General features: G+C 40.8%; 14 protein-coding genes and 1 pseudogene. 4 read left to right on the top strand and 11 right to left on the bottom strand.

Annotated elements, in window-relative coordinates:
* Positions 1 to 6: 6 nt before the first annotated feature.
* The 5 genes from ACYRYG_RS08740 to ACYRYG_RS08720 form a co-directional block, all read right to left on the bottom strand.
* On the bottom strand, positions 7 to 1,107 hold the full coding sequence (locus tag ACYRYG_RS08740) for a DUF4434 domain-containing protein (RefSeq protein ID WP_460198009.1): 1,101 nt from the start codon (positions 1,105 to 1,107) through the stop codon (positions 7 to 9).
* Positions 1,108 to 1,365: 258 nt separating this feature from the next.
* Positions 1,366 to 2,550, bottom strand: coding sequence for an AGE family epimerase/isomerase (locus tag ACYRYG_RS08735; protein ID WP_293425240.1), 1,185 nt, complete (start codon positions 2,548 to 2,550; stop codon positions 1,366 to 1,368).
* Positions 2,551 to 2,788: 238 nt separating this feature from the next.
* Positions 2,789 to 3,949 (bottom strand): acyltransferase family protein, encoded by a 1,161-nt coding sequence (locus ACYRYG_RS08730; protein ID WP_293423922.1) that lies wholly within the window; start codon positions 3,947 to 3,949, stop codon positions 2,789 to 2,791.
* Between the two features lie 160 nt (positions 3,950 to 4,109).
* On the bottom strand, positions 4,110 to 5,738 hold the full coding sequence (locus ACYRYG_RS08725) for a SusD/RagB family nutrient-binding outer membrane lipoprotein (protein ID WP_293423920.1): 1,629 nt from the start codon (positions 5,736 to 5,738) through the stop codon (positions 4,110 to 4,112).
* Between the two features lie 12 nt (positions 5,739 to 5,750).
* Complete coding sequence (locus ACYRYG_RS08720; RefSeq protein ID WP_293423918.1) at positions 5,751 to 8,888, bottom strand: SusC/RagA family TonB-linked outer membrane protein; 3,138 nt, start codon at positions 8,886 to 8,888, stop codon at positions 5,751 to 5,753.
* 629 nt (positions 8,889 to 9,517) lie between these two features.
* Here ACYRYG_RS08720 and ACYRYG_RS08715 point away from each other — a divergent pair.
* Positions 9,518 to 13,093 (top strand): glycosyl hydrolase 2 galactose-binding domain-containing protein, encoded by a 3,576-nt coding sequence (locus tag ACYRYG_RS08715; RefSeq protein ID WP_460198008.1) that lies wholly within the window; start codon positions 9,518 to 9,520, stop codon positions 13,091 to 13,093.
* 175 nt (positions 13,094 to 13,268) lie between these two features.
* Here the strand turns inward: ACYRYG_RS08715 and ACYRYG_RS08710 are convergent, their stop codons facing one another.
* From ACYRYG_RS08710 to dapF, 4 genes are all read right to left on the bottom strand, one after another.
* Positions 13,269 to 15,455: a glutamine synthetase III domain-containing protein gene (locus ACYRYG_RS08710; protein ID WP_293419478.1), complete on the bottom strand. Its 2,187-nt coding sequence runs from the start codon at positions 15,453 to 15,455 to the stop codon at positions 13,269 to 13,271.
* A 143-nt stretch (positions 15,456 to 15,598) separates the two neighbouring features.
* The gene (locus tag ACYRYG_RS08705) at positions 15,599 to 16,312 is read right to left on the bottom strand and encodes a hypothetical protein (RefSeq protein WP_293419481.1); all 714 of its coding nucleotides are present in this window, start codon (positions 16,310 to 16,312) and stop codon (positions 15,599 to 15,601) included.
* 124 nt (positions 16,313 to 16,436) lie between these two features.
* Positions 16,437 to 17,681 carry an LL-diaminopimelate aminotransferase gene (locus ACYRYG_RS08700; protein ID WP_293423914.1) on the bottom strand — a complete coding sequence of 415 codons (1,245 nt, stop codon included), beginning with the start codon at positions 17,679 to 17,681 and terminating at the stop codon, positions 16,437 to 16,439.
* Between the two features lie 66 nt (positions 17,682 to 17,747).
* Positions 17,748 to 18,593, bottom strand: coding sequence for a diaminopimelate epimerase (gene dapF, locus ACYRYG_RS08695; RefSeq protein WP_293419493.1), 846 nt, complete (start codon positions 18,591 to 18,593; stop codon positions 17,748 to 17,750).
* Between the two features lie 360 nt (positions 18,594 to 18,953).
* On the opposite strand from dapF, the gene ACYRYG_RS08690 reads away from it, so the two are divergent.
* The 3 genes from ACYRYG_RS08690 (at position 18,954) to asnB (ending at position 22,656) form a co-directional block, all read left to right on the top strand.
* On the top strand, positions 18,954 to 19,310 hold the full coding sequence (locus ACYRYG_RS08690; RefSeq protein ID WP_293419487.1) for a P-II family nitrogen regulator: 357 nt from the start codon (positions 18,954 to 18,956) through the stop codon (positions 19,308 to 19,310).
* A 97-nt stretch (positions 19,311 to 19,407) separates the two neighbouring features.
* Complete coding sequence (locus tag ACYRYG_RS08685) at positions 19,408 to 20,676, top strand: ammonium transporter (RefSeq protein WP_293419496.1); 1,269 nt, start codon at positions 19,408 to 19,410, stop codon at positions 20,674 to 20,676.
* A 288-nt stretch (positions 20,677 to 20,964) separates the two neighbouring features.
* On the top strand, positions 20,965 to 22,656 hold the full coding sequence (asnB, locus tag ACYRYG_RS08680; RefSeq protein WP_293419490.1) for an asparagine synthase B: 1,692 nt from the start codon (positions 20,965 to 20,967) through the stop codon (positions 22,654 to 22,656).
* Positions 22,657 to 23,097: 441 nt separating this feature from the next.
* Here the strand turns inward: asnB and ACYRYG_RS08675 are convergent, their stop codons facing one another.
* Both ACYRYG_RS08675 and ACYRYG_RS08670 read right to left on the bottom strand, forming a co-directional pair.
* Positions 23,098 to 23,586 carry an HD domain-containing protein gene (locus ACYRYG_RS08675; protein WP_293417562.1) on the bottom strand — a complete coding sequence of 163 codons (489 nt, stop codon included), beginning with the start codon at positions 23,584 to 23,586 and terminating at the stop codon, positions 23,098 to 23,100.
* 46 nt (positions 23,587 to 23,632) lie between these two features.
* A pseudogene (locus ACYRYG_RS08670) lies at positions 23,633 to 24,517 on the bottom strand (hypothetical protein); the annotation flags it as partial.

Below are 24,517 nucleotides of genomic sequence, written 5' to 3'. Positions count from 1 at the left end.
TCATGCCTATCTGATATTAAAGTATTCTTTATAACGGTCATATAAATGATGGGCTTGTATGTATGCCGATTGCGGACTCATAAAATGGGAAAATTCAAAAGTGATGGCCTTGTCATAGTGACAACGCTTGGCTGCTTCTAATTTGAGACGTAGTTTATCAAACTTGATAGGCAGGAAATGTATAGGCATATCACGATCAAAACTTTCAGCATTCGTCCAGCATTGCATGTGATATTTATCTGCAAGTTTTTTGTTTACTGAAAAGAAAGCATCCAACTCGTCATAATCTATATGTCCGTCTTGAAAGGCACAGGCATCTACGACTTCGTGGATTCCGTCAAATATTTCATTCCATTCTCTCTCATGCTCCTGCACAGAGATAGCCTGGTCATTCGTCATCTTACCCGTTCCCATAACCGCTTTTTTCCCATCTATCCAAGGGGATATAAAGACAGGCAGTCCTCCTGATACATCCTTGCATTGTTTACCCATTGCATAGAAAGAACTGATGGCACCCTTTGTTCGCCGGCTGATTTCTGTACTGATGTACCAGCCCTGAAAACTCTTATATTTGTTTCCATACATTTTCCAAACCTCATCAATGACATACTTGTTGTCTTCTACCTCCTGGCTCATGTCTCCTGTATCCCAATAATGCCCCGAATCATAAAGGCCGAAATAGAACTTCATCCCATATTTCCCCGTAAGACGAAGGAACATATCAATAAGATCCACAGAAGGCATATAGCATCCCTTCTTTAACAAATAAGGAGAAGGATAAGTGATGAATTTCCGATAGCCGGAACGAATAACGATTACCGTATCAATGCCGATAGCTTTCATGTAAGCAAAATCCTGGTTCCATTCTTTTTCCCCCCAGTTCTGATGAGGTATATCATGGGATATTTCGTCTAAGAATGTACCGGTAATCCGTATACCGTTGTTCTTTGGGACGATCAGATGTGATTGATGATCTCTACTATTAATATTCAAAAAAGGTTTACTGCTTGGTGATGAACTTTTCTTCGCGTTCAGCAAAGAAGGTGCAATGATAGCTGAGGCACTTGCAAGTAATGCTTTTTTTATAAAATCTCTTCTGTTAATCATAATATCTGAAATTTATTAAACTGTTCTGTCTACAAACAATCGTGAAGATCATCAATTCTTACCCCGATCGTGATAAAATAGATTATCTGCCTTAGGATTTACTATATTATTCTCTTTATATCAATGGGACAAGACGGAATGATTATTTCTATCCTGTTTGTTAATTCCTTCAGATGGATATAAATACGTCATTGGCTTATCCCATTGGCAAAGTTAATCATAAATTTTATATCATGAGCCACTTTTACTCCAGAGTTTCTACAGTGTCTTTAAAATATCCTGACATAAAGTATAACCTTTTATCATCATCCTGGGGATATGGAAAGGTCCTTTGAACAGGTTCCCCTTGGCCGGCTGTGCAACCGTTCCGTCACGATGCAGGTAACCGTACCATTCCCCATATTTCTTGTCTGGAAAATGAGCATACGTCCATTCGCTGATCTGCCGGTGCAGATACAGGTATTCTTCATCCCCGGTACCCAGATAAGCATATAGGGAAGAAATGATGGCTTCACATTGAGGCCACCAGAATTTCATGTCCTGTGAATAGTCCTGTTGGGGCAAGTTGCGACAATCCCTGAAATTAATAATTCCACCGTACTGTTTATCCCATCCCCAGTTCCATGACCAGTTGAAAATAGTCAAAGCCATATCCATCAAGTCTTTATCCCATCCACGCAGGCGAGATTCCTCCATGATGAACCAGGAAGTTTCAAGGCAATGTCCGGGATTGATGGTACGTGTCATGTTGGTATCAATGAATTCTCCGTTCGGCCCAACCATCTCAAGCAGAGCCTTAAATTCAGGATGCATGAAATATTTTTTCAATGCAGCGATAGACTGGTCTATTTGCTGTGTAACTTTCGGATCGTCAATCACAGTGCGAATTCGTGATCCGACATTGATCAGAATCATAATGATGGAATGGCTTTGCAAATTGACAGAAGATTCATACTTTGGCTCAAGAAATCCAGGAGTAGATAGAAAGCGTTGTGTGTCTTCAAAAATCTTCATGGCTTTCTTGGCGTATGACATGTCTTTCGTGGCCAATGCATATTCCGACATGGCTATAGCTGCGAAAGTTTCCGAGAAAACATAGCGGCGCTTGCGCAAGGGGCGTCCGTCAGCAGTTATAGAAAAATACATGTGTCCATCTTTATCAAAACAATATTTTTCCATAAAGTCCAGAGTACTTTTTGCTGCTTGCAGCCATTCCGGATTGGGCTCGATGTTGTTGTATGCGAATGAACAGATAAAGGCAAAGCGTCCCTGAAACCAAACCGATTTCGTTGAGTCCATCAAGGAACCGTCGCGGTTTACACAGGTATAAACGCCTCCGTATGTTTTATCCCATCCGTGTCTCATCCAGAAAGGCATGATGTTTTTCGTAAGGTCTTCTTTGTAAGATTTTGCCCAAAATTCCAAGTACTTTTTTTTATCCATAATTATAATTGATTATTATTAATGATCGATGATGTAGAAATTCTTTCGTTGTAAAGGTGAGAAATATGTGGTATTGATCAGTGTTCGCATAAGTAGTAAATTATGTTAAATTCCCCGTGTGATCTTATTTTGGTCTGAGAAAATAGATAATAACTTTCAGACTTAATAACTCTGGAGTTTTGATAATTTTTAATGGTATGACAATATGTTTTGATGGAACTTCTGTCAGCTCTTAGTATCATAATTTTATATATATTTTTTTCTTAAATAGAATATAACCTACATACCAACATAAGCAAACACAAAGGATTGCCCAGACCAGTGATGCAGCCTTCATCCCTACGGCGGGCAGAAGGATATGGGTATAAGTCATAATCCGGATGGATGAGCCTCCGAACAGAATGATCCCGAATGGGATGATCAGTAATTCGGAGAGGATGAAAAGGGCCAGCGGGTTCACTCCGAACACATGGAAGAAGTTGGTCAGGGCATCCTGGTGTTTCTTCTTGTCAATGAGCCATGTGAGCAGGGCCAGGATGGTGGAGGCCAGTCCGCAGCTTACCATTGAGAAAGTGGGAGTCCATAATTTCTTGCTGATAGGGCAGGCGTAGGCTAGCAGGAACCCTGCAAACGTAAGCAGGGCTCCGATGATGAAAAGGCGTTCTATTTTATCATTCAGATTGCTTAGTTTCATAATGCTTTCCCCCACGCAAAAGCCGATGAGCACATGTGCCAAGGCGGGGAATGTACTCAGGATACCTTCAGGGTCTGGATGGTCTAGTTTGTAGACATGTCCTGTTCCCAGGATATAGTTGTCTACGACGGCCAGGATATTGGTGTTGTCGTGGGCATATCCGTTACAGCATTCCAGGAGGATATAATAGCCGATGAATATTCCTGCGATGATCCATGGAATGAATTTGTGCCTGACTGATAGGGCGATGACTGCTGCCAGTCCATAGCAGATGCCCAGTCGTGGCAGGACGCCCAGGATGCGTAACTGACCAAACGTGTTGGCGGAAACAGAGAGGCGTTGTGCAAATGATAATTGGGCATTAATGGGATTTTCCATCCCTCTGAAAAACATGACGAGCCAAGTGATGGCCAGGCCGATGAACCAAAGCAGCAGGGCTCTTTTAAGAATCTTCCGTGCACACTTCCAGGACCATTTAAACTCGAATTTGCGGAGAGACAGATAAGTAGTGATCCCCATGATGAACATGAAGAAAGGAAACACTAAGTCTGTCGGGGTCAGTCCCAGCCATTCAGAATGCTGCAAGGGGGCATAGGTCTGAGGACCGCCCGGATTGTTGACGAGGATCATCCCAGCTATGGTGACCCCTCTAGATATGTCGAGAGCCAGAATTCTCTGATTGTGTTGTGTGGTACTTTCATCCATTTTATTTATGACTTGATTGTAAGTGACATTTTGGGGATATGGCTTATTAATTATAGGTCTGTTTTTTTATGATGTGATATTTAGGGTTGTAGTGGTTGTGTGGTTTCTGCTTTCTCTTAACCGATTAGGCTAAGAAGAAAGCAGAAATTCACGATTCACTTTATTTATAACGACCAGTATCCCACCAGACACGCACGTTTGGACCATCTCCCTGACCGTTATTTAATTTCGAACTTGTAGCGTTTTCAGCGTTTTCTCTTCTTTCGGAATCAGGATACCGAAGTTTTTTTATAAACTGTCCCTTTGAAGGATCTATTGTGGTTTCTTCGCTGTGTAATACAGGGATTAATTTAGGATAGCCGGTTCTTCTACATTCTGCCCATGCTTCAATGCCATTAGGATAAAGAGCTATCCATTTTTGTGTGGCAATTTTTTCTAATTTTTGTTCATAAGTATCATTATCATCCCATGCAACGTCACCAGTAGTCATATAAATCTCATCGTTTGTTGTTGGAGAAAGCGCTGCATTAGAAAGGAATGAACGCTCGTCAGCTAGCGATGCTGTTATTCCTGAATAATAGTTTTCTTTTGCATTACCTGCACCTGACCAACCTAATAAGGCCGCTTCGGCTTTTAAGAAACAGACTTCACTATAAGTCATAATCTTTAAAGGTAAGGTTACCGTAGTATTCAATACGTCTGATGTAGGTGTATCAAGACTATTCCATTCAGGATATGCTTGTAAGCCTAAGCAAACGGAATGTCTTGTTGCTGCATTGTCTGGTAAGCCGATTTCGGTAGAACTCATTCCATTAGGTAAACCTGCAAATTGTTCTCCCGTATAGTTAGACAAGGTCCCGTCCTTTTTTGCTGCAACATAATCTTCGGCTTGACCGAACCATAAACGCATTCGTGGATCTTCTACAGTACTTAGATGCTTTAATATTTTTTCCATCTCAGCGCTCATTGTAAATTCATGCCATGTGCTCATCATGTAGAGTGGATTCCCCCATCCCCATGCACCTTTACCGTTGCATGTCATATATGCATTATCACTGTTACTTTCCATTATTCCAGCTTTTAATGCCGCTTCTCCTTCTGTCTTAGCCCAACTGGGATCTTTAAAAGATATACGCAGGGCATATCGCAATCTCAGAGAGTTGGCAAAACGAATCCATTTTTGAATATTTCCTCCAAATACTAGGTCATTGTCACTCGTAACGGTTTCCTGTTCACTATTGTTTTGATTAAGGACTTCTACCGCTTCTGTGAGTTCTTTGAAAATGTCTTTGTAAATAGAGTCTTGTGGGTCGTATTTATTTTGACTTTCTCCTAATCCTGCTGTGGTATAAGGTATATCGCCATATATATCTGTCATACTTGCAGTTTCATACGCTAATGTAATGCGCATCATTTGATATAAATTAATCTCAGAGGACTCTTTGCTTGCAATTTCCTTTGCCACTTTCAGGTGCTTTAATGTCGTATAATATGGAGTCCAAAAACCACCAGTAGACCAACTGTCATTATATCCATATCGATCTGTGGAAAATGCAGTTTGAGTATTGGCAAAATATTGGCAATAGCGTTGTGCATATAGATTGTCTCCAAGTTGGTAAGGTGTCGCACTTAAATGTGCACCGACTTCTTGTACATAAGGTAATATATATTTAAGACTTGCGTTGGTTACAGCCCCAGGGTTAGTGTTCATCGAATCAAATCGTCCTGTACAACTGGAGAAAATAACAATACTAAAACTTATGGAAAATAGAAAAAATAATCGCTTCATAATTTAAGGATTTTAAAATTTAACATTTAATGAAAATCCAAATGTTCTTGTCGGTGGCATAGAGCCATATTCAAATGCTTGGGCATAATCTGCATTTGAAAGTGCTGATTCTGGATCAACCGGAGCCTTTTTGTAAATATAAAACAGATTCCGTCCTACAACAGAAATCTTTGCAGATTGTATCTTTAAAGGTTTTAGCCACATTTGAGGTAATATCCATCCTAAGGATATTTCTCTCATTTTTATATATGTGCCTTTATACATAAATTCCTCAGCAACTCCTGATGAACTGCCTACTTTTGTGTAAAATTCCTGTGCAGTTATTTCTTTCTCGTTCTTTTCTCCTGTAGATTCTACTATTCCATCTACAACCATTTTATCACGACCTTGCAATGTCCTTTTTGATGTTCCAGAAGAGCATGCATTGGCGTCTGTCATAGAGATAAAATCTCCACCATAGCGCATATCAATTAACGTGTTAAAAATTATTTTCTTCCATTGCAATGTCGTAGTCAAAGAACCTGTCCATTTTGGCATCATATTTCCTATGATTTTATCGGTTTCGGTTAATGGTAAGCCGTCATCTCCGATGAGTATTTGCCCGCTTGAATTTCTTTTATAGGCATTCGTTGCAACAATATCTCCATATTCATGCCCTTTGTCTACCACTACGGAAGCAATACTTGTACTACCTAAAGTGTATCTTGTTACTCCTCCACCTAGAGATATACATTTTGTTCTATTTAGCCCCCAATTCAACGTTATATCCCATTTCCAATCTTTTTTCTGAATAGGTGTTCCACTGAGAGTTAATTCATAACCATAACTCTGAATCTTACCTGCATTGATAACTTTGGATGTGTATCCTGAAGGGATTGGAGTGTCTATTGCTAAGATCTGATTTGTAGTGATACTTTTATACCATGTAAAATCTCCACTTAACCGATTATGAAATAGACGCCATTCTAAGCCGGCTTCATAAGAATTTGTACTTTCAGGTTTTAAATTATTTAAAGGCATTTCGTCTGGTAGTTGCATCTCCAGAATAGTTCCTCCATTAACTAAACTCGAATATTTAGTATAAGTATAAGAAAGTCTATAAGGATCAGTATCATTTCCAACTTTTGCCCAAGATGTACGAGCTTTTAAGTAATCGATCCAATTTGGCAATTTCATCATTTCAGATAATATCCCACTTAAACTAATTGAAGGATAAAAGTAGGAACGGTTGGCCCTGGGTAAGGTTGATGACCAATCATTACGTCCTGTTAAATCTAGATACATCATACTTTTAAATCCAATTGAAGCATTTCCAAGAACTGATTGTATTTCTTTCTTGTAAAAAGATTCTGATGCTTCGCGTGTATCTCCGTTACTCATCCATGCAAAATCTTGGATTAAAAATTGTCCAGCGCTTCCGGATAATCCTTCATATTGCTGATTTTCAATGGATGTTCCTAAATTTGCAGATGTGGAGAATTCTCCAAAATTTTTATTGAAATTCAAAATTAGATCACTCGTAAAATCTTTATGTGTTGTTTCACTATGTGCATACTCTGAAGCCACTGAGCCGTCCGTTTGATGTAAAGCATAATTTCTGTATTGATCATTATACCAATCAATTCCTACTCTTCCAGTAAGATTTAAGTAATCTGTAATTTTGATTGATGTTCGTATTAATCCTAATATCCTGTTCCTTACATTCTTGTTACCATTGGAGGGTAATATCATTCCATAAGGATTAGAATAATTCTCAGAGGCACCAGCCCAATTCTTTATTTGACCATTAGATTTATATATATCATTACTTAAATCTGATAAGCGAATACTACGAGGCATAGTTATAAACTGTGACATCAAACCATAGCTGCCTTGTCCCGGAGTGTTGTTCGTAAGTTCTCTAATGTAATTTACTTTTGTGTCAATTGTTAAATATGTATTTTTAAATTCAGTATTTGAATCAAAATATTGTCTGTTTATAGAATGGTTGGGAACAATACCCTTATTTCGACTATCTGTGAAAGATAAACGTCCTGTTAGATTTTTACTACCTGCTGTAGCTGTTAAAGAATTAGTGTACATTACTCCAGTATTAAAAAAATCAGAGATATAATCTTTTTGAGGTAGCATCTTGTACTGTTCATAATTATCTCCATAGAGTGTTTTATGCCAATTATCTATTAATTGTCCCTGCATTTTAGGTCCCCAACTGCCTTTTGATGAAATATTGAATTCTCCTCCAGAACCTTGCCCATATACATTTTGAAATTTATAGGGATTATAAACAGTGTTAAATTGTATGTTGCCAGTATATTCCAAATGTAAGGGTTGTCCTTGTACTCCTTTTTTTGTGGTAATCACGATTGCTCCGTTTTCAGCTCGTGAACCATATAATGCTGCTGCATTGGCACCTTTCAGAATTGAAATATTCTCAATATCTTCCGGATTAATTTGATTTGCTGCACTTGCGAGATCACTTCCACCATATTCTGTGACATCTCCAGATGAATCATCATTAATGGGCATACCATCAACAACCCAGAGTGGTTGGTTCTTTCCACTCAATGAATTGAGACCTCTTAATATAACTCGTGTTGATCCTCCTAAACCAGAACCGGATTCTGAAATTTGAACTCCAGCAATTTTACCTTGTAACATATTACTGAGGCTAATAGATCTGTTTTCCGTAAAGCCTTCAGTATTAACTTCCTGTACGGCATATCCGAGAGCTTTTTTCTCGCGCTTAATGCCTAAAGCTGTAACAACGACTTCATTGAGGGATGAAGAAGCTGGACTAAGTGTTATTTTTAATTTATTTTCTTTTCCAATATAGGCAATCTTGTTTTTATAGCCTATATAGCTAATAATGATACTATTAACGCTTTCTGGAATGCTAATAGTAAAAAAACCATTCTGATCAGAAATAGTGTGAAGGTTTGTCCCTTGGACTTGGATAGTGGCTCCAATTACTGCGGAGCCTTGTTCATCTAGAATAAATCCAGAAACATTTTTGTAATTTTGTTGTTGTAATGCTTGAATATTAATGCTTTTTGCTTTAATTGGAGATACAATGAATGTCACAAACCCTGTGACCATGCATACTAAGAAAAATCCAGCGAACCTTCTACATTGTGTAATGTTCTTTTTCATAATAATAATAATTAGAGCACATGACTAAATTTGTAGCGAGTAAATCTTTTATTTATCAGGCAATGTTCAAATGATATATTGGTCTTATATTTTGCCGTTAAAGACAACTTGAGAGGATTTTTGGCAGTTTCATAAAAGGCTTGCCAATTTTAGAATGATTCAAATCGTTGCACTTCTGCAGGTGCCGTATTAGTGAAAACTTATAACTTTCTCCCAATCTTCTGGGTTAATAATTAAATATATTATTATAGGGTTACTAATTAATAATTTTGTTATTATATAGCTGCAAATATATATATTATTTTAATAACTAGATAGGATTTAGATGTATTTTTTGCTTTAGTGGCGATAATTTATATGATGTTAACATTCTGAATGAATCATAAGGGCATTTGGTTCTGATAAGTGCTTTGCTGGTTTACACCTATTTATATTATTAAATATGCTATTTGACCCTTTATATTGATTCTCGGATTTCATCAGATTGATTTTTAAATTCACATAAATGCTTTTAAATTTTTCAGATTCACGAATAATGTTTATCTTTGTAAGATAAGATAATCAGACCGTTTGTTGAAGACGATTTCTTTATTTTTCTATAATACCGAAAAATATTAACAATAACAGATATGAAATATAAAGCCCTTTTTCTTCTGGGTTTATCCCTGTTTACTTCAGCTAATATTATGGCTAAAGATATTAATTATACGAAAGGAATAGGTGTTTATCCTGGTGATCCTGCTGAGAATAAAGCTCCAGTACTGGAAAAAGATTTTGTTTATAGGAATGTTGCTTTGAACAGGGCAGCTTATGCTTCTTCGTCGTTTGATTACAATCTGACGGCGCAGTTGGTTACGGATGGAATTATATCTTCGGGTGAACCGGCTACGATTACAGTCTCGACGGATAAGGGCGTGCTTGATTTACGTGATCAAGCCAAGACCTTTGATGGAAATGTTCACTCCAGCAATGTTCTTATGGGAGATCATTCGTTCATCCAGTATGATTGGACCGGAATGAAGGTTGATGTGACATCCTTACATATTTTAGGTGAGGTAGCTTTTGATCCGCAAATTTCTAAAAGTGGATATCAGATTCAGGTTATGGCTTCGAATGATGGAAATCATTGGAGAGAGATAGGAAAGTTGGAAGGAACTGATTTGCCTGGTGAAGCCACTCAGCAAATGGTAAGTTCTGATCCGAACAAGCAGGAAGCGGTTGAAAAATTGCCATTGAGAGAATTAAATATGGAATTGCCCATTGACTCTGCCGGAGAGTTTAGGCATTTAAGATTGAATTTCCTGATGCCTGGTTGTGCCTATTGGCGTATCTATGAGATTGGATCCATGCAGAATGGCCATTTTGTCAATGAGAGTTGGATGCCTTCTTATCATTTTAATAGTGTCTGGATCTCAAAAAAATTAACAGGTCTCACTGATCAGGCACAATGGTTGAAAGTAGATTTAGGGACAGAGGTCAACTTTGATAAGGTAAGGCTATACTGGCTTCATCGTCCATTGTCTGGCAGGATTGAAGTTTCAAAAGATGGCAGAAACTGGACGAATGTGGCTGATCTGCACCAGGGGAACAGCCTGACGGACAGTTTGTCCTGTAATGGATACGGTCGCTATGTGCGGCTCCTTATGGAGAAGCCAGATGAATCACAATGTTACGGGCTAAAGGAGATTCAGATTATGGGGAAAGGCGGGTTGAGTGTAGCTGAGAAGTCTCCTATGTCTTTGACCGTTAACGCCTTACGGTTGAATCAGTCTGATTTCCAGTTGGATCGGGATTGGATCTTGTGGCGTGATAAAAATTCACAATGGGTTCATGCCACGGTGCCGGGAACAGTTCTGACGAGTTATATGAATATTGGGGCGGTTCCAGATGATCGCTATGACAATAATATGCGCCAGATATCCGAATCCTTCTTTAACTCTGATTTCTGGTACCGTAATACTTTTAAGATTGCTAATCTGAAGCAATCAACAGGGGATACCAGGTATTATCTGAATTTTGATGGTATTAACTGGAAAGCTGTCGTTTTTCTGAATGGGAATCGTTTAGGAAATATTGATGGTGCTTTTATCCGTGGACGTTTCGATGTGACGAAATATTTGAAAAACGGTGAAAACAAACTTGAAGTCAAGGTAATTCATAATGCTCATTTCGGGCCAGTGAAAGTGAAAAATGAGGAAAGTACCGACTTGAATGGAGGCATTTTAGGTGCGGATAACCCCACTTTTCATGCATCAATCGGGTGGGACTGGATTACCAGTACTCCTGGCCGGGATGTGGGTATCTGGAATGATGTATATCTTTCTGCGGATAAGGGGATTCATCTGCATGATCCGGTAATTACTACAACGCTGGATCATCCGGATACTCTGGCTACAATGACACCGAGGGTGTTGGTAAAAAATGAATTGAATACTTCTCGTACGATAATGCTGAAGGGATGGATAGGTCCTGTTTCCTTTGAGAAAAAGGTGGATATTCTTCCTCTTGAAGATAAAGAAGTGAGTTTCTCTCCGGATGAATTTTCACAGTTGAAGAACCGGAGGATGCATTTGTGGTGGCCTAATGGCTATGGAGAGCCCTATCTGTACCGGGCGGGCTATGTGATATCCGTGATTGACGGAAAGAGACCTGATCCGATCAGAAATGATTCCCTGACGTATCAGGGAGGTATTCGTGAAGTTGCCTATAAAAATATGAATACCGTCCTTACTATGTATGTCAACGGAAAACGTTTCGTTCCGCTGGGGGGAAACTGGGGCTTTTCGGAAATCAACCTTAACTATCGTGGCCGTGAATATGACACGGCTGTAAGATACCACAAGGAGATGAACTACAACATGATTCGTGACTGGGTAGGTCAGATTGGTGATGATGAGTTTTATCAGGCTTGCGACAAATATGGTATCATGGTCTGGCAGGATTTCTGGCTGGCAAACCCGTGGGACGGACCTGATCCCTATAATGATCAAATGTTCCTGGCTAATGCGAAAGACTATATCTTGAAAATTCGAAATCATCCGAGCATTGGACTTTATGTCGGACGTAACGAAGGAGATCCTCCTGCTTCTCTTAATGAACCTTTGCAAGAAGACGTAAAAGCACTGCATCCTCAGTTGGGTTATATCCCCAATTCTGCTGATCATGGGGTATGGGGGCATGGACCTTATGGAGTGAAACCAGCGTCTTTCTATTTCTCACATTTAAATGATAAACTCCATTCTGAAAAGGGAATGCCGAATGTGATGAACTATGAGAGTTTATGCCGGACTTTGAAACCGGATCACCTTTGGCCGCAAAATATTGCCTGGGGACAGCATGATTATACTTTGCGTGGAGCACAGAATGGACAATCCTTCAATGAAATACTGCTCAAGCATTTTGGCCCTGCGAAGAGTGCAAAACAGTTTACGGAACAGGCCCAATGGCTGAATTATGATGGCCATAGGGCAATGTATGAAAGTGCCGAGGAGAATCGTATGGGTCTTCTTATCTGGATGAGTCATCCTTGCTGGCCGACAATGGTGTGGCAGACCTATGACTATTTCTTCGAACCTACAGCAGCTTACTTTGGCATTAAAAAGGCGTGTGAATCCTTGCATGTTCAGTTTAATCCGGTAAAAAAAGTTGTAGAAGTGGTCAACTTGTCAAAAGGCAACCAAAATCATCTTATCGTAAAGGCACAAATTCTGAATATGTACGGGAAACAACTCTTTGAGAAATCGATCCCTGTAACTATTATGGAGGATGAGACGAAAGAGGTATTACCACTTGATCTTCCTGATGAAGACGTGTATTATATCCGTCTGACCCTTTCTGACCAAAAACGTCCGATCTCGGAGAATTTTTATGTCGAAGGAAAAGTGGAGGATGACTGGAAGGCTTTGAATACACTTCCTGCAGTGCGTATAAAATCGAATGAAAAGTTTAGGAAAGTAGGGGATGAATACCAGGGGATCGTAACTGTCAGTAATCCGAATCCTACCCCTGCAATGATGATCAGATTAAATCTTGTAGGTGCAGATGGCGTTCAGATCCTTCCGGTAATTTATAGTGATAATTATTTTCATTTAATGCCTGGAGAACGGAAAACGGTTCATGTCAGCTACCGGATAGCTGATGGCAGGGGAACCACTCCTTATGTGAGAATCAGTGGATTTAACCTTTTAGGCAATACAGTGAGGTAACAACCTGTTCCGTTCGACATGCTATTTTATTATCCCCCGGTCATTTGGAGTGTCAGATGACCGGGGGGTTCGTTGTTGGGCGTAGCGAGGTTAATTTAAACGGGGCTGCATCTTTCGACACAGCCCCGCAGCAAACTTTAACAACCCATAGAAATGATGGGTCATTAACTGAGTTTTATCTTATAAAGAGTAACTCTCGATATTTAGGCAAAGTCCAAAGTTCATCACTTACGAGAAGTTCAAGGTGGTCAATCTGATAGCGGATTTCTTCCATCTTAGGAGCAACTGTATCATGATAAGAGACTGCTTTTGTGCGTGGATCCTCGATCTTGTTAGCCACTTTACGCGCATTGATCAGTTCTTCCACACCCGTTTCTATTTTCTGGTTTCGTTCAGCAATTTCCTTGATGAGTTTGACATTGCGAGAGGTGAGTTCTTTTCCTTCTTCGCGTCCGAAAATGTCAATCATGCTTTCTACATTTCTTGCCAGTTGACTTTGGTAATGGGTGGTAACCGGAAGAATATGGTTCATGGCAAGGTCTCCCATGACACGGGCCTCGATCTGAATCTTTTTAGTATAAGTCTCCCATTTTACTTCATCACGTGCCGTGAGTTCATTCTCACTCAACACCTTCTGGCCTTCAAACATCTTGATGCTGTCTGCGTCCAGATAACGATCGAAGCATACCGGGCAGGAAGGTTCACAGTCCAGTCCACGTTTTTTAGCTTCAGTAATCCACTCGTCGCTGTAACCATTACCCTCAAAATGGATGGGTGTTGAAGTCTTAATATCCTCGCGGATAATATCAAGTATGGCAGATGTCTTTTCTTCCCCTTTGGCAATCAGTCCGTCTACACGATTCTTGAAATTTGTCAAGGCCTCTGCAACAGCTGTGTTAAGTACGATCATGGCAGAGGCACAGTTGGCCTCTGATCCTACTGCACGGAATTCAAAACGGTTACCAGTGAAAGCGAAGGGTGATGTCCGGTTACGGTCAGTATTATCCTTGAAAATTTCAGGAATTTCCGGAATGTCCAGAGTTACCCCCTCTTTGCCCTTGAGTTTGAAAAGGTCCTTCTTGTCAGAATTCTCAATATGGTTCAACAGATCACTTAATTGTTTGCCTACGAAGGCAGAGATGATGGCGGGAGGTGCTTCATTCGCTCCCAGACGATGAGCGTTGGTAGCACTCATGATAGAAGCTTTGAGGAGTCCGTTGTGTTTGTATACGGCCATCAGGGTTTCTACGATGAAGACTACAAAGCGAAGGTTATCCATAGGTGTCTTACCGGGCTTATAAAGTAAGATGCCCGTATCAGTGCTCAAACTCCAGTTGTTATGTTTCCCACTGCCATTGATGCCGTCAAATGGTTTTTCATGCAGGAGAACCTGGAAACCATGTTTGCGGGCCACCTTTTTCATGAGAGACATTAGCAGCATGTTATGATCGACAGCAAGGTTACATTCTTCAAAGATAGGAGCCAGTTCAAACTGATTGGGAGCTACCTCGTTATGACGGGTCTTGCAAGGGATACCGAGTTCTAAGGCCTGTATCTCCAGGTCTTTCATGAATGATTGGACACGTTCCGGGATACTCCCAAAGTAGTGATCATCCATTTGCTGGTTCTTGGCGGAGTTATGTCCCATCAGTGTACGTCCCGTCATGATCAGGTCAGGACGAGCTGCGAAAAGATCTGAGTCAACAAGAAAATATTCCTGTTCCCAGCCTAAGTTTGCATGACACTGTTTGACGTCAGAGTTGAAATACTGACACACATTAGTGGCGGCTACATTAACTGCATGTAAGGCACGGAGCAGGGGAGCTTTATAGTCCAGAGCCTCACCTGTATAGGAAATGAAAATGGTAGGAATGCATAGGGTGTCATCCATGATGAAGACAGGTGATGTAGGATCCCATGCCGAATAGCCTCTTGCCTCAAAGGTGTTGCGGATACCACCTGATGGGAAACTGGAAGCATCCGGTTCCTGCTGGACCAGAAGTTTGCCGGAGAATTCTTCGATCATTCCACCTTTGCCATCATGCTCAATGAAGGCATCATGTTTCTCGGCTGTACCTTCGGTCAAAGGCTGAAACCAGTGTGTATAGTGAGTAACACCGTTTTCCATAGCCCACTCTTTCATGCCTCCGGCAACTGCATCAGCAATAGAACGGTCCAGACGAGTTCCATGGTCAATGACATCAGTAAGTTTCCTGAAAACATCGGCAGGAAGATATTTGTACATCTTAGCCCGATTGAAGACATACTTGCCGAAGTATTCGGCTGGTCTTTCGGCTGGAGCTTTTACTTCCAGAGGCTTTTTGCGTGATGCCTCTGCGACTGCGTCAAATCTTAAGTTCATGTCTTTTAGCATTTTTGTGGTCCTTCCGTCCTTTTCAGATGGATGGGGTGTCCCATTATTAATAATCTCTCTTTATAGAATGACAGTTTGATAACTGTACTTTTAAAGTTTATTAGAACAGCATCCTGGCTTTTACTCGTTCCTCAAGGCCGTAAAGTAAATCCAAATATAAAGTATGCTTTTTCATTACTTGGATTGGCTGTTATCTGTGCGAAAACCGGCATCGTAAAAGATGGCGTAATGGTAATCACTTTTGAAGCCCTTAAACTGATATTAGTCACGGAAACCCCTTTTGAGTCAGCATAGAAACTTGTTCGGTAGGGTACCGCTCCCAACGTAGTGTTCCAGTCTAAATCTGCGAAGGTAAAAGGTGCATTAATTTCCACGTAGGAAGAGTATGCACGATTGCCTTTCTTGTTGATTCCATCATTTCCGGCAAAATTAGTATACCACTGAAATGTTACAGGTCCAAAATCGTAACCGATATTTGCCTCATATACATGACTGGTCTTGTGGGCTGCATAGCAGAAATACTGTTCATTGGGCTTGTTGAACCAGTAATTCGTAATTCCTGCATTGAATTTTCTGGTAGTGTAAGTTCCAACTATGTCGATTTCTTTAGTATCGTCCTTGTTGGATAGTCCCATATTCCCAAATACCGTCACCGATAACCCTTGATATGCAATTCTCAAAGTCGGCTGGACGGAGACATCACCTAAATCCTGACCACGCCAGATGTACCGGTTTACGAAGTCTGTAACAATTGTTCCGCTTACTCTGTCCTGTGCGTTTGCTGTTGTGGCAAGTGCTATCATTCCGATGGTCATCAAGCCTGGTACTTTCGAGCTTCTCTTCATTTTCCCTCCGATTAAGCATTTCTGTATCTTAAAATAAGAAGTTTTGAATTTCGAGAAACCAGGCAGAAGGCTACATGACGGACACTTTCAAAGAGTAGATTCCGTTAGGATGGAATCCTCTTTTTTATAGTTTGCCGGTATTCATGCAGTCAGCGATCCTTTGCATGGCCTCTTCTACATCTTCACGTTCTCCGAAAGAAGTCAGGCGTATAAATCCTTCTCCACTTGGTCCGAAACCTACACCAGGGGTACAGACGATAGATGCTCCAAACAGGAGTTGATCGAAGAATTTCCATCCTGGAGTATTTCCAGGTGTCTTTACCCAAAGGTAAGGAGCATTTACTCCACCATAAACTTTGAATCCGAGTTTTTTCAGTGCTTCGCGCATAATGCGTGCATTTTCGAGATAATAATCAATCGTTTCGCGGGTCTGTTTTTTACCTTCAGGAGTGTAAATGGCTTCTGCCGCACGTTGACTGATATAGCTTGTTCCATTGAATTTCGTACTCTGACGACGCATCCAGATCTGGTTGAGGCTCACTCGTTGCTTGCCATCTTCGGTGGCAGCTGTGACCTCTTTGGGAACTATTGTAAATCCACAACGAACACCTGTAAAACCGGCGGTCTTGGAATAGCTGTGAAATTCTATAGCACATTTTCTTGCTCCTCGTATCTCATAGATAGAATGGGGAATCTCGTCTTCTCTGATAAATGCTTCGTAAGCTGCATCATAGAGGATGATGGAGTCATTTTTCAAAGCATAGTCAACCCATTTCTTTAATTCCTCTTTTTTAAGTACTGTACCTGTAGGATTGTTCGGGTAGCAGAGGTAAATCATATCTACACGGTGGTCAGGAATCTGGGGGATAAATTGATTCTCCGCCGTACAAGGCATATAGGTGATGTCACTCCAAACACCATTCTTCAATTCTCCGGCTCTCCCCGCCATGACGTTAGAGTCAATGTAAACCGGATAGATCGGGTCGGTGACTCCTATTGTGTTGTCTCGTTGCAGAATATCCTGAAAGTTTCCCGTATCACTTTTGGCACCATCATTGATGAATACCTCACTTGGATCAATATGTATTCCTCGTGGGGCGAAATCATTTTTTACTATAGCTTCCCGCAGAAAGCCATATCCTCTTTCCGGACCATAGCCCCGGAAGGTGTCTTTATGGGCCATTTCCTCTACTGCTTTGTGAAGTGCGTCAATGACAGCAGGACACAATGGACGAGTCACATCTCCAATACCCAGACTGATGACCCGCTGTTTGGGGTGTGAAACTTTATAGGCATTGACCTTTTTGGCAATGTCGGCAAACAAATAGTTACCTGGTAATTTTAAAAAATTTTCATTTACTAATGCCATGATCGATTTCTTTTGTTGTTATAGTTTGCTGTATAATAGACAATCTTCTTCTCGAGGACAAATGAATTATAGATTAATATCGCCTTCAAAAACAAATTCAGCAGGTCCTGTCAAATAGACATGATTATTTTCTCTGTTCCATGTTATCCTGAGTGTCCCGCCATCCATAATAATGTCATTTTCTCTCATATCTCCGGAAGAGAGTGCTGCTGCAACAGCTGTCGCACATGCTCCCGTTCCGCAGGCTTGTGTAATGCCACTTCCACGTTCCCAGACCCTTGTCCGAAACTGTCCAGGCCCTGTCTTTTGTGCAAATTCAATATTGCATCTTTGTGGAAAAGCTGCGTCCCGCTCCAGTCTGCTGCCATATCGGGTAATATCCAACTTCGAAATGTCTTTGACAAAAATCACATAATGGGGATTGCCCATTGAAACAAAAATGCCATGGTCTTCGCATAGATCATCTTCAAGTTTGGGTTGATTCTTTGTGAACTGTTCAGGTACTTCCGTCTGTGGCTCTCCCATGTCAACAGTCACACTGTCCACTATACCAGATTCCTTTTTAGAAAGATGTAACAGTAACACCTTGATGCCTGATTTGGTCAAAAGACGTATAGAGGTTTTTTTTGTCAGTCCTTTTTCATAAAGGTATTTCCCAACACAACGACTGCCGTTTCCACACATCATCGCTTCAGAACCATCGGCATTGAAAATACGCATAGAGAAATCCGCACCTGTTTTTTCGTCGGGTTTACCAATTAGGATTAGTCCGTCACTACCGATCCCTGTGTGGTATGAACTCCATTTAATTGCCTCAGACTCCGGATTTGGGATGGTATATAATATGGTGTTTACGTATATGTAGTCATTGCCCGCACCTTGCATTTTGGTAAAATGAATGGATTGTGACATAATGTTATCTTTTTGTCTTAAAATATTAATGATCATTTATATCTCGATGCAAATATATAACGTTTTGTTTAAATATAAAATAAATCCAGCACAAAAATGATTAATTTTTTAATCAACTTCCTATTTGTTATTTATTATCGTTATTTGGTTATATATTGATACGTAGATAATGCATTTGTGTTACGATATGTAACTATAGTAAAAATATTTATATCAAAAAGACGTTTACTTGCTTATTTTTATAACAAAAAGTAATAACTTTGCACAAGTTACTTATCACTATGACTATAAAGTGGAAGCTAATATGTACTATAAGTAATTTAAGGTAAAGATGATAAAATTTGAAAAGAGAGGTTAAACATGAAAAAGATTGAAGCAATCATCCGTAAGACTAGGTTTGAGGAGGTAAGGGAAGCATTACTTGCAGCTGACATTGAATGGTTTTCCTATTATGATGTGCGTGGCGAAGGAAAAATGCGCCAGGCTCGGATCTTCCGTGGTATTTGTTATAAAACGAGTTGTATAGAACGAGTTTTAATTAATATTGTAGTACGTGACAAGAATGTGGAGAAAACCATAGATGCAATCCAGAAAGCCGCTTATACTGGAGAGATTGGTGATGGACGAATCTTTATTATTCCGGTAGATGATGCTATCAGGATCAGAACTCATGAGCGTGGTAATATTGCTCTCTATAATGCTGAACAGGAAAAGTGATTGACAGATCAGGATATTCATCTTAAAAAAGATAAGTGATATGAAACAGTTGAAAAAGAAAATATCAGCCTTGGCCATTTTAATATTTGCTATACCTATGACTATTTGTGCCCAGGGAACTATGCCAGAGATAAACAGCGGCAATACTGCTTGGTTGACTGTAGCGACCATCTTAGTGATGCTGATGACCATTCCCGGACTTGCCTTGTTCTATGGCGGGTTGGTGCGTCAGAAGAACGTTTTAAGTATTCTCATGCAGTGTCTCATGTGTACCGCTGTGGTCAGTCTTCTCTGGATATTTTTCGGATATAGCTTCGTGTTTGGAAAAGGATTGAGTGGAAGTCCATTGGGATTCTTTATCGGAGGATTTGATAAGATATTTCTGCATGGCGTAACTACGTCTTCCGTGGTATCTCCTGCTCATGTCCCGGAAATTACTTTTGTTTTATTCCAATGTATGTTTGCTGTAATTACGCCCGCATTGATTATTGGCTCCTTTGCAGAAAGAATACGCTTCTCGGGATTCCTCCTCTTTACTATTTTGTGGTCTATCTTTTCCTATTATCCTATGGCCCATTTTGTATGGGGTGGCGGCTGGATGCAACAGTTGGGTGTTATTGATTTTGCAGGTGGTACCGTCGTTCATATCAATGCTGGTATTTCTGCTCTTATAATGGCTTTGATGCTGGGCCGGCGGAGGGATTATCATCCCGGCAAGCCTATTCCAGGACATAGTGTGCCATTTGTGTTTATTGGTGCTGCCTGTTTATGGCTTGGATGGTTTGGCTTCAATGCCGGTAGTGGTCTGACTGCTGATGGATTGGATGCAAATGCTTTTCTGGTCACTCACGTAGCCACTTGCGTAGCTGCTCTTACCTGGATGGTTATCGACTGGATCGTCAACCGTAAACCGACGACAGTGGGTGTGTGCACAGGGGCTGTAGCAGGGCTTGTCGCCATTACGCCTGCGTCAGGCTCAGTAGGTCTTTTGGGAGCAAGTGTCATTGGCATGACAACTGGTATAGTATGTTTCTTTATGGTAGCAGTGGTCAAGACAAAATTGAAATATGATGATTCTCTTGATGCTTTTGGCGTCCATGGTATCGGAGGAATTGTCGGTTCTATCTTGACAGGTGTTTTTGCAACCAGGACTGTGACCGGTGGTGCTGAAGGTGCACTTTATGGTGATTGGCATCAACTTGGCGTGCAGTTAGTCGCTACTTTGTTTACGATAGTCTATAGTGCCATTATTACATTCATTCTATTCAAGATTGTTGATAAACTCGTTGGTATTAGAGTCGCTCCGCGTGAAGAGGAAGAGGGCGTAGATATTTATGAGCATGGCGAGTCGGCATATAATTATTAGACTCAATAATATTGACAGGATAAATAATCTTTATTTATGTTTGGATGAATATATCCTGTCTGACTGATCTGAATCTCCATCTGATGCATTGACTTTTGGTGAAGGTTAAATAAAAATTCTCACGGGATTCTTCTGGGTTAGACTCTTCCAGGAGTATCCTTTAATCCTGATTCGGTTTACTCTTCCGAGGAGGGAATTCCCTTGAGTCTTCTCCGAAATTTCATGATTGCGGGAGGAAACGATAATTAAAAGGTTTAGCAAACTTTAATAACTTAAATAGATTGATATATGTGTGGTATTGTATCCATTTTTAACATTCAGGAACAGACTCCTGAACTTCGACAGAAAGCATTACGGATGAGCAGAAAGATCCGTCATCGCGGGCCTGACTGGAGTGGTATTTACTGTGGTGGATCAGCAATTTTGACCCATGAACGGTTAAGCATCGTAGATCCGGAATCGGGTAAGCAACCATTGTTCTCTCCAGATAAGAAGCAAGTTCTCGCCGTAAATGGGGAAATTTATAACCATCAGACAATTCGCAAAGAATTTAAGGATCGGTATCCGTTTCAGACGGGTAGTGATTGTGAGGTAATTCTGGCCCTTTATCGTGAGCTGAAGAAAAAGGAGGTAACAGAGAAAGGTATTCAGAATTTATTAGAACAACTCAGTGGCATTTTTGCTTTTGCCCTGTACGATGCAGAGTCTGACAGTTTCTTGATAGCACGTGATCCTATTGGCGTAATTCCTCTTTATATCGGTTATGATTCTGATGGAAAAGTGTATGTCGCCAGTGAATTGAAGGCATTGGAAGGACAATGCGATCATTATGAACCCTTTTTGCCAGGCCATTATTACTGGAGTAAGGATCCTGGCATGAAACGCTATTACGCCAGAGACTGGTTCAAATATGATGCTGTAAAAGACAACACATCTAGTGTAAAAGCAATTCATGATTCACTTGAGTCGGCTGTCAAACGCCAGTTGATGAGTGATGTACCTTATGGAGTATTACTCAGTGGCGGACTAGATTCATCTGTCATTGCGGCTGTCGCCGAGAAATTTGTCAACGACAGGGTAGAGGACAACGGCAGATCCTTGGCCTGGTGGCCTCGATTACATTCTTTTGCCATTGGGCTGAAGGGAGCTCCCGATCTGGCTAAAGCCAAACTGGTTGCTGATAGTATCGGTACGGTACATCATGAGATTAATTATACAATACAGGAAGGCTTAGATGCCATTAGGGATGTCATCTATTTTATAGAGAGCTATGATGTTACTACTGTCAGGGCTTCAACTCCGATGTATCTTTTAGCCCGGGTGATAAAGTCTATGGGAATCAAGATGGTACTCTCTGGTGAAGGTGCTGATGAAATCTTTGGAGGATACCTCTATTTTCATAAGGCTCCCAGTCCACGCGCGTTCCATGAGGAGACTGTCCGGAAATTATCTAAGTTGTACCAGTATGATTGTCTGAGGGCAAATAAAAGTCTGGCTGCATGGGGAGTTGAGGGACGTGTACCCTTTTTGGATAAAGAATTTCTGGATGTAGCCATGCGCACGAATCCAAGGGCTAAGATGTGTCCTGGGAAGACGGTGGAGAAGAAAATTGTGCGTGAAGCTTTTGCAAATATGCTGCCTGATGAGGTGGTCTGGAGACAGAAAGAGCAATTCTCGGATGGTGTCGGCTATTCCTGGATTGATACTTTAAAGCAGATTACGGCTTCGGCAGTCAGTGATGACCAGATGTCTCATGCTGCAGAACGTTTCCCGATCAATCCTCCCCGTAATAAGGAAGAATATTATTACCGGAGTATTTTCGCCGAGCACTTTCCTTCAGATAGTGCTGCCCGTTCTGTACCTTCGGTGCCGAGTGTAGCTTGTTCTACAGCTGAGGCTCTTGCATGGGATGATCATTTCAAAAAAATAAATGAGCCGAGTGGCCGTGCTGTTATTGATGTACATGAGAATCAGGAATAGGGTAGATAATCAGTCGTTTTCGAATAATAGAACCGTTAAAATAACCTTTTGTAATAATAAATATTCTTGTGTCGTTTTCAAAACAGGCGGCACGCGAAAGTAATCAATCTATCTTTCAATATTCTAATAAGTAGCGCTCGCGCCGTCGGTAGACGCCGCGGCGTTTTTTTTAACGATAAGAAAGAATCATAGTCTTTGATTCTCACGACGATAGTCAATTGTGGGCGATATGGTGCATATTGGGGGGTCAAAATGCACCATTTCGATACCCCAAAATGGTGCATATTGCTCCCTCCATGACTATATTGCCCGGAATCAGGCGTCAAAGTCAGTGACTTCAAGGCCTGAAGATCATATACTGTAAAAAAGCGACCCTATTATTTGAGCCACTTTATTCCTGAAACATAATAAGAGGGTTATCCCCCAACTTTATAAAATGATTCATAGATCTTCAAGAAATCGTGTGCCAGTCTTAGTCTTGAAAATCGTTCGTTTGACATTTTCAATTGCAGCAATTCCAAGTTGGTCTTCGTAGATGTTCACAAGAAAGTCCGCTTCTACAAGAATCTGGTAGTCAATGCCTTTTATGTTCGTATAAGTATGGTGATGTCCGATGAGGAATTTGACCCGTTCTATCTGTTCGGGAGTATATCCTCCAACCTTTTCAAGGAGTTTTTGTGCTTCTGCAGGACCTTCCTTTTCTTGAAGTTTTCCATTGCTGTCCCCATATTTCTTTTCAGCAACATGAATGCCAATATCGTGGACTATGGCTGCTGTTTCAAGTATAAACAGGGTATCGGGATCAATATGTTCTAATGTTCCGATGGCAGTGGCAAAGTCGTGAACTTTTATAAAATGTTGGATACGCCTAGCATCTCCCTGATCATAATTCATCATTGCGGCAATAAGTTGAGCGTGCTGTATATTCATTGGTGTAGCGGATAGATTTTTCAAAGAGGATGCAAGTCCTTCCGATTCAGTTCTCCATAAATTTCTTTGCTGCCCTGAGTTGATGCCTCATTACACTTAAGAATTCCTGGCTTTCCTGAAGTACATTGAGGTACAGCAGATTAATCTGCATCTGACTGTTATCCCCTTCCTGCATGCGGTTAAGATGTTTCTTCCTCAGGATGGACAGTTCATCTTTACAGTCATCAGCCTCAGCCAGGATTTCCCGGTAGTTGTCATAGCTGCCCGTTGAGATTTCAGCTTCTGTACTTTTCATGAGATTATTGATGCGTTGCTGCATAGGCTGAAATTCTTTTACATAACCTGCCGGAAGAGGGCTGAAGCTGTTATCTACGTGTTCTTTAATAGGGTCCAGCATACGCCGAAGGCTATAGAGAAACTGCTGGTTGGCATTAGCACCCAGATGAAACCAGGTGTTCCGTTCAACGGCAATATCTAATGGGCTCTTTTTCAGTCCGAGCATTTCCTGCCGGCGGTATTTCTTCTGATTATTTTGTTCATTCTTTAATTCTCTATTTGCATGACGGAGGCTCCTAACATCCTCATAGGCTAATCCATTCAGGATCTGATTATATTCCTTCAGTGCAAACTGATTCTCATAACTCTGCGTGTGGCTGACATGCTTCTTTAAGAGATCCCAAACTAATTCTGGGTCTCTTAAACGCATCATCAGACGGAAGGAATCATCTTCTTCATCTTGCTTTTTTTCTTTTTTAGCATATCTGCGATTAGAGCGAATCAACAGGAATATGACCAAAGCCATAAAAAAAGTAATTGGACCGGAAACCCTCCAAAGTACATGATCAGACAGACTATTCCGCAAGTTATGAAAGCTACTCCGGCAGTAATAAACCATCCCCCGATCACGCTTAAGACTCCTGTCACGCGGAAT

It is taken from the genome of Segatella asaccharophila (genome assembly GCF_054687055.1).
Note: the sequence above shows the minus strand (reverse complement) of the source record. Positions and strands in the feature narration are given on the sequence as shown.

Excerpts from the sequence above, each read along its gene's own strand:
- ACYRYG_RS08675 (WP_293417562.1), bottom strand. The coding sequence starts at position 23,586 with ATGAATATACAGCACGCTCAACTTATTGCCGCAATGATGAATTATGAT.
- ACYRYG_RS08685 (WP_293419496.1), top strand. The coding sequence starts at position 19,408 with ATGACTATTTGTGCCCAGGGAACTATGCCAGAGATAAACAGCGGCAAT.
- ACYRYG_RS08700 (WP_293423914.1), bottom strand. The coding sequence starts at position 17,681 with ATGGCATTAGTAAATGAAAATTTTTTAAAATTACCAGGTAACTATTTG.
- ACYRYG_RS08705 (WP_293419481.1), bottom strand. The coding sequence starts at position 16,312 with ATGAAGAGAAGCTCGAAAGTACCAGGCTTGATGACCATCGGAATGATA.
- ACYRYG_RS08740 (WP_460198009.1), bottom strand. The coding sequence starts at position 1,107 with ATGATTAACAGAAGAGATTTTATAAAAAAAGCATTACTTGCAAGTGCC.
- ACYRYG_RS08720 (WP_293423918.1), bottom strand. The coding sequence starts at position 8,888 with ATGAAAAAGAACATTACACAATGTAGAAGGTTCGCTGGATTTTTCTTA.
- dapF (WP_293419493.1), bottom strand. The coding sequence starts at position 18,593 with ATGTCACAATCCATTCATTTTACCAAAATGCAAGGTGCGGGCAATGAC.
- ACYRYG_RS08690 (WP_293419487.1), top strand. The coding sequence starts at position 18,954 with ATGAAAAAGATTGAAGCAATCATCCGTAAGACTAGGTTTGAGGAGGTA.
- ACYRYG_RS08725 (WP_293423920.1), bottom strand. The coding sequence starts at position 5,738 with ATGAAGCGATTATTTTTTCTATTTTCCATAAGTTTTAGTATTGTTATT.
- ACYRYG_RS08710 (WP_293419478.1), bottom strand. The coding sequence starts at position 15,455 with ATGAACTTAAGATTTGACGCAGTCGCAGAGGCATCACGCAAAAAGCCT.
- asnB (WP_293419490.1), top strand. The coding sequence starts at position 20,965 with ATGTGTGGTATTGTATCCATTTTTAACATTCAGGAACAGACTCCTGAA.
- ACYRYG_RS08715 (WP_460198008.1), top strand. The coding sequence starts at position 9,518 with ATGAAATATAAAGCCCTTTTTCTTCTGGGTTTATCCCTGTTTACTTCA.
- ACYRYG_RS08730 (WP_293423922.1), bottom strand. The coding sequence starts at position 3,949 with ATGGATGAAAGTACCACACAACACAATCAGAGAATTCTGGCTCTCGAC.
- ACYRYG_RS08735 (WP_293425240.1), bottom strand. The coding sequence starts at position 2,550 with ATGGATAAAAAAAAGTACTTGGAATTTTGGGCAAAATCTTACAAAGAA.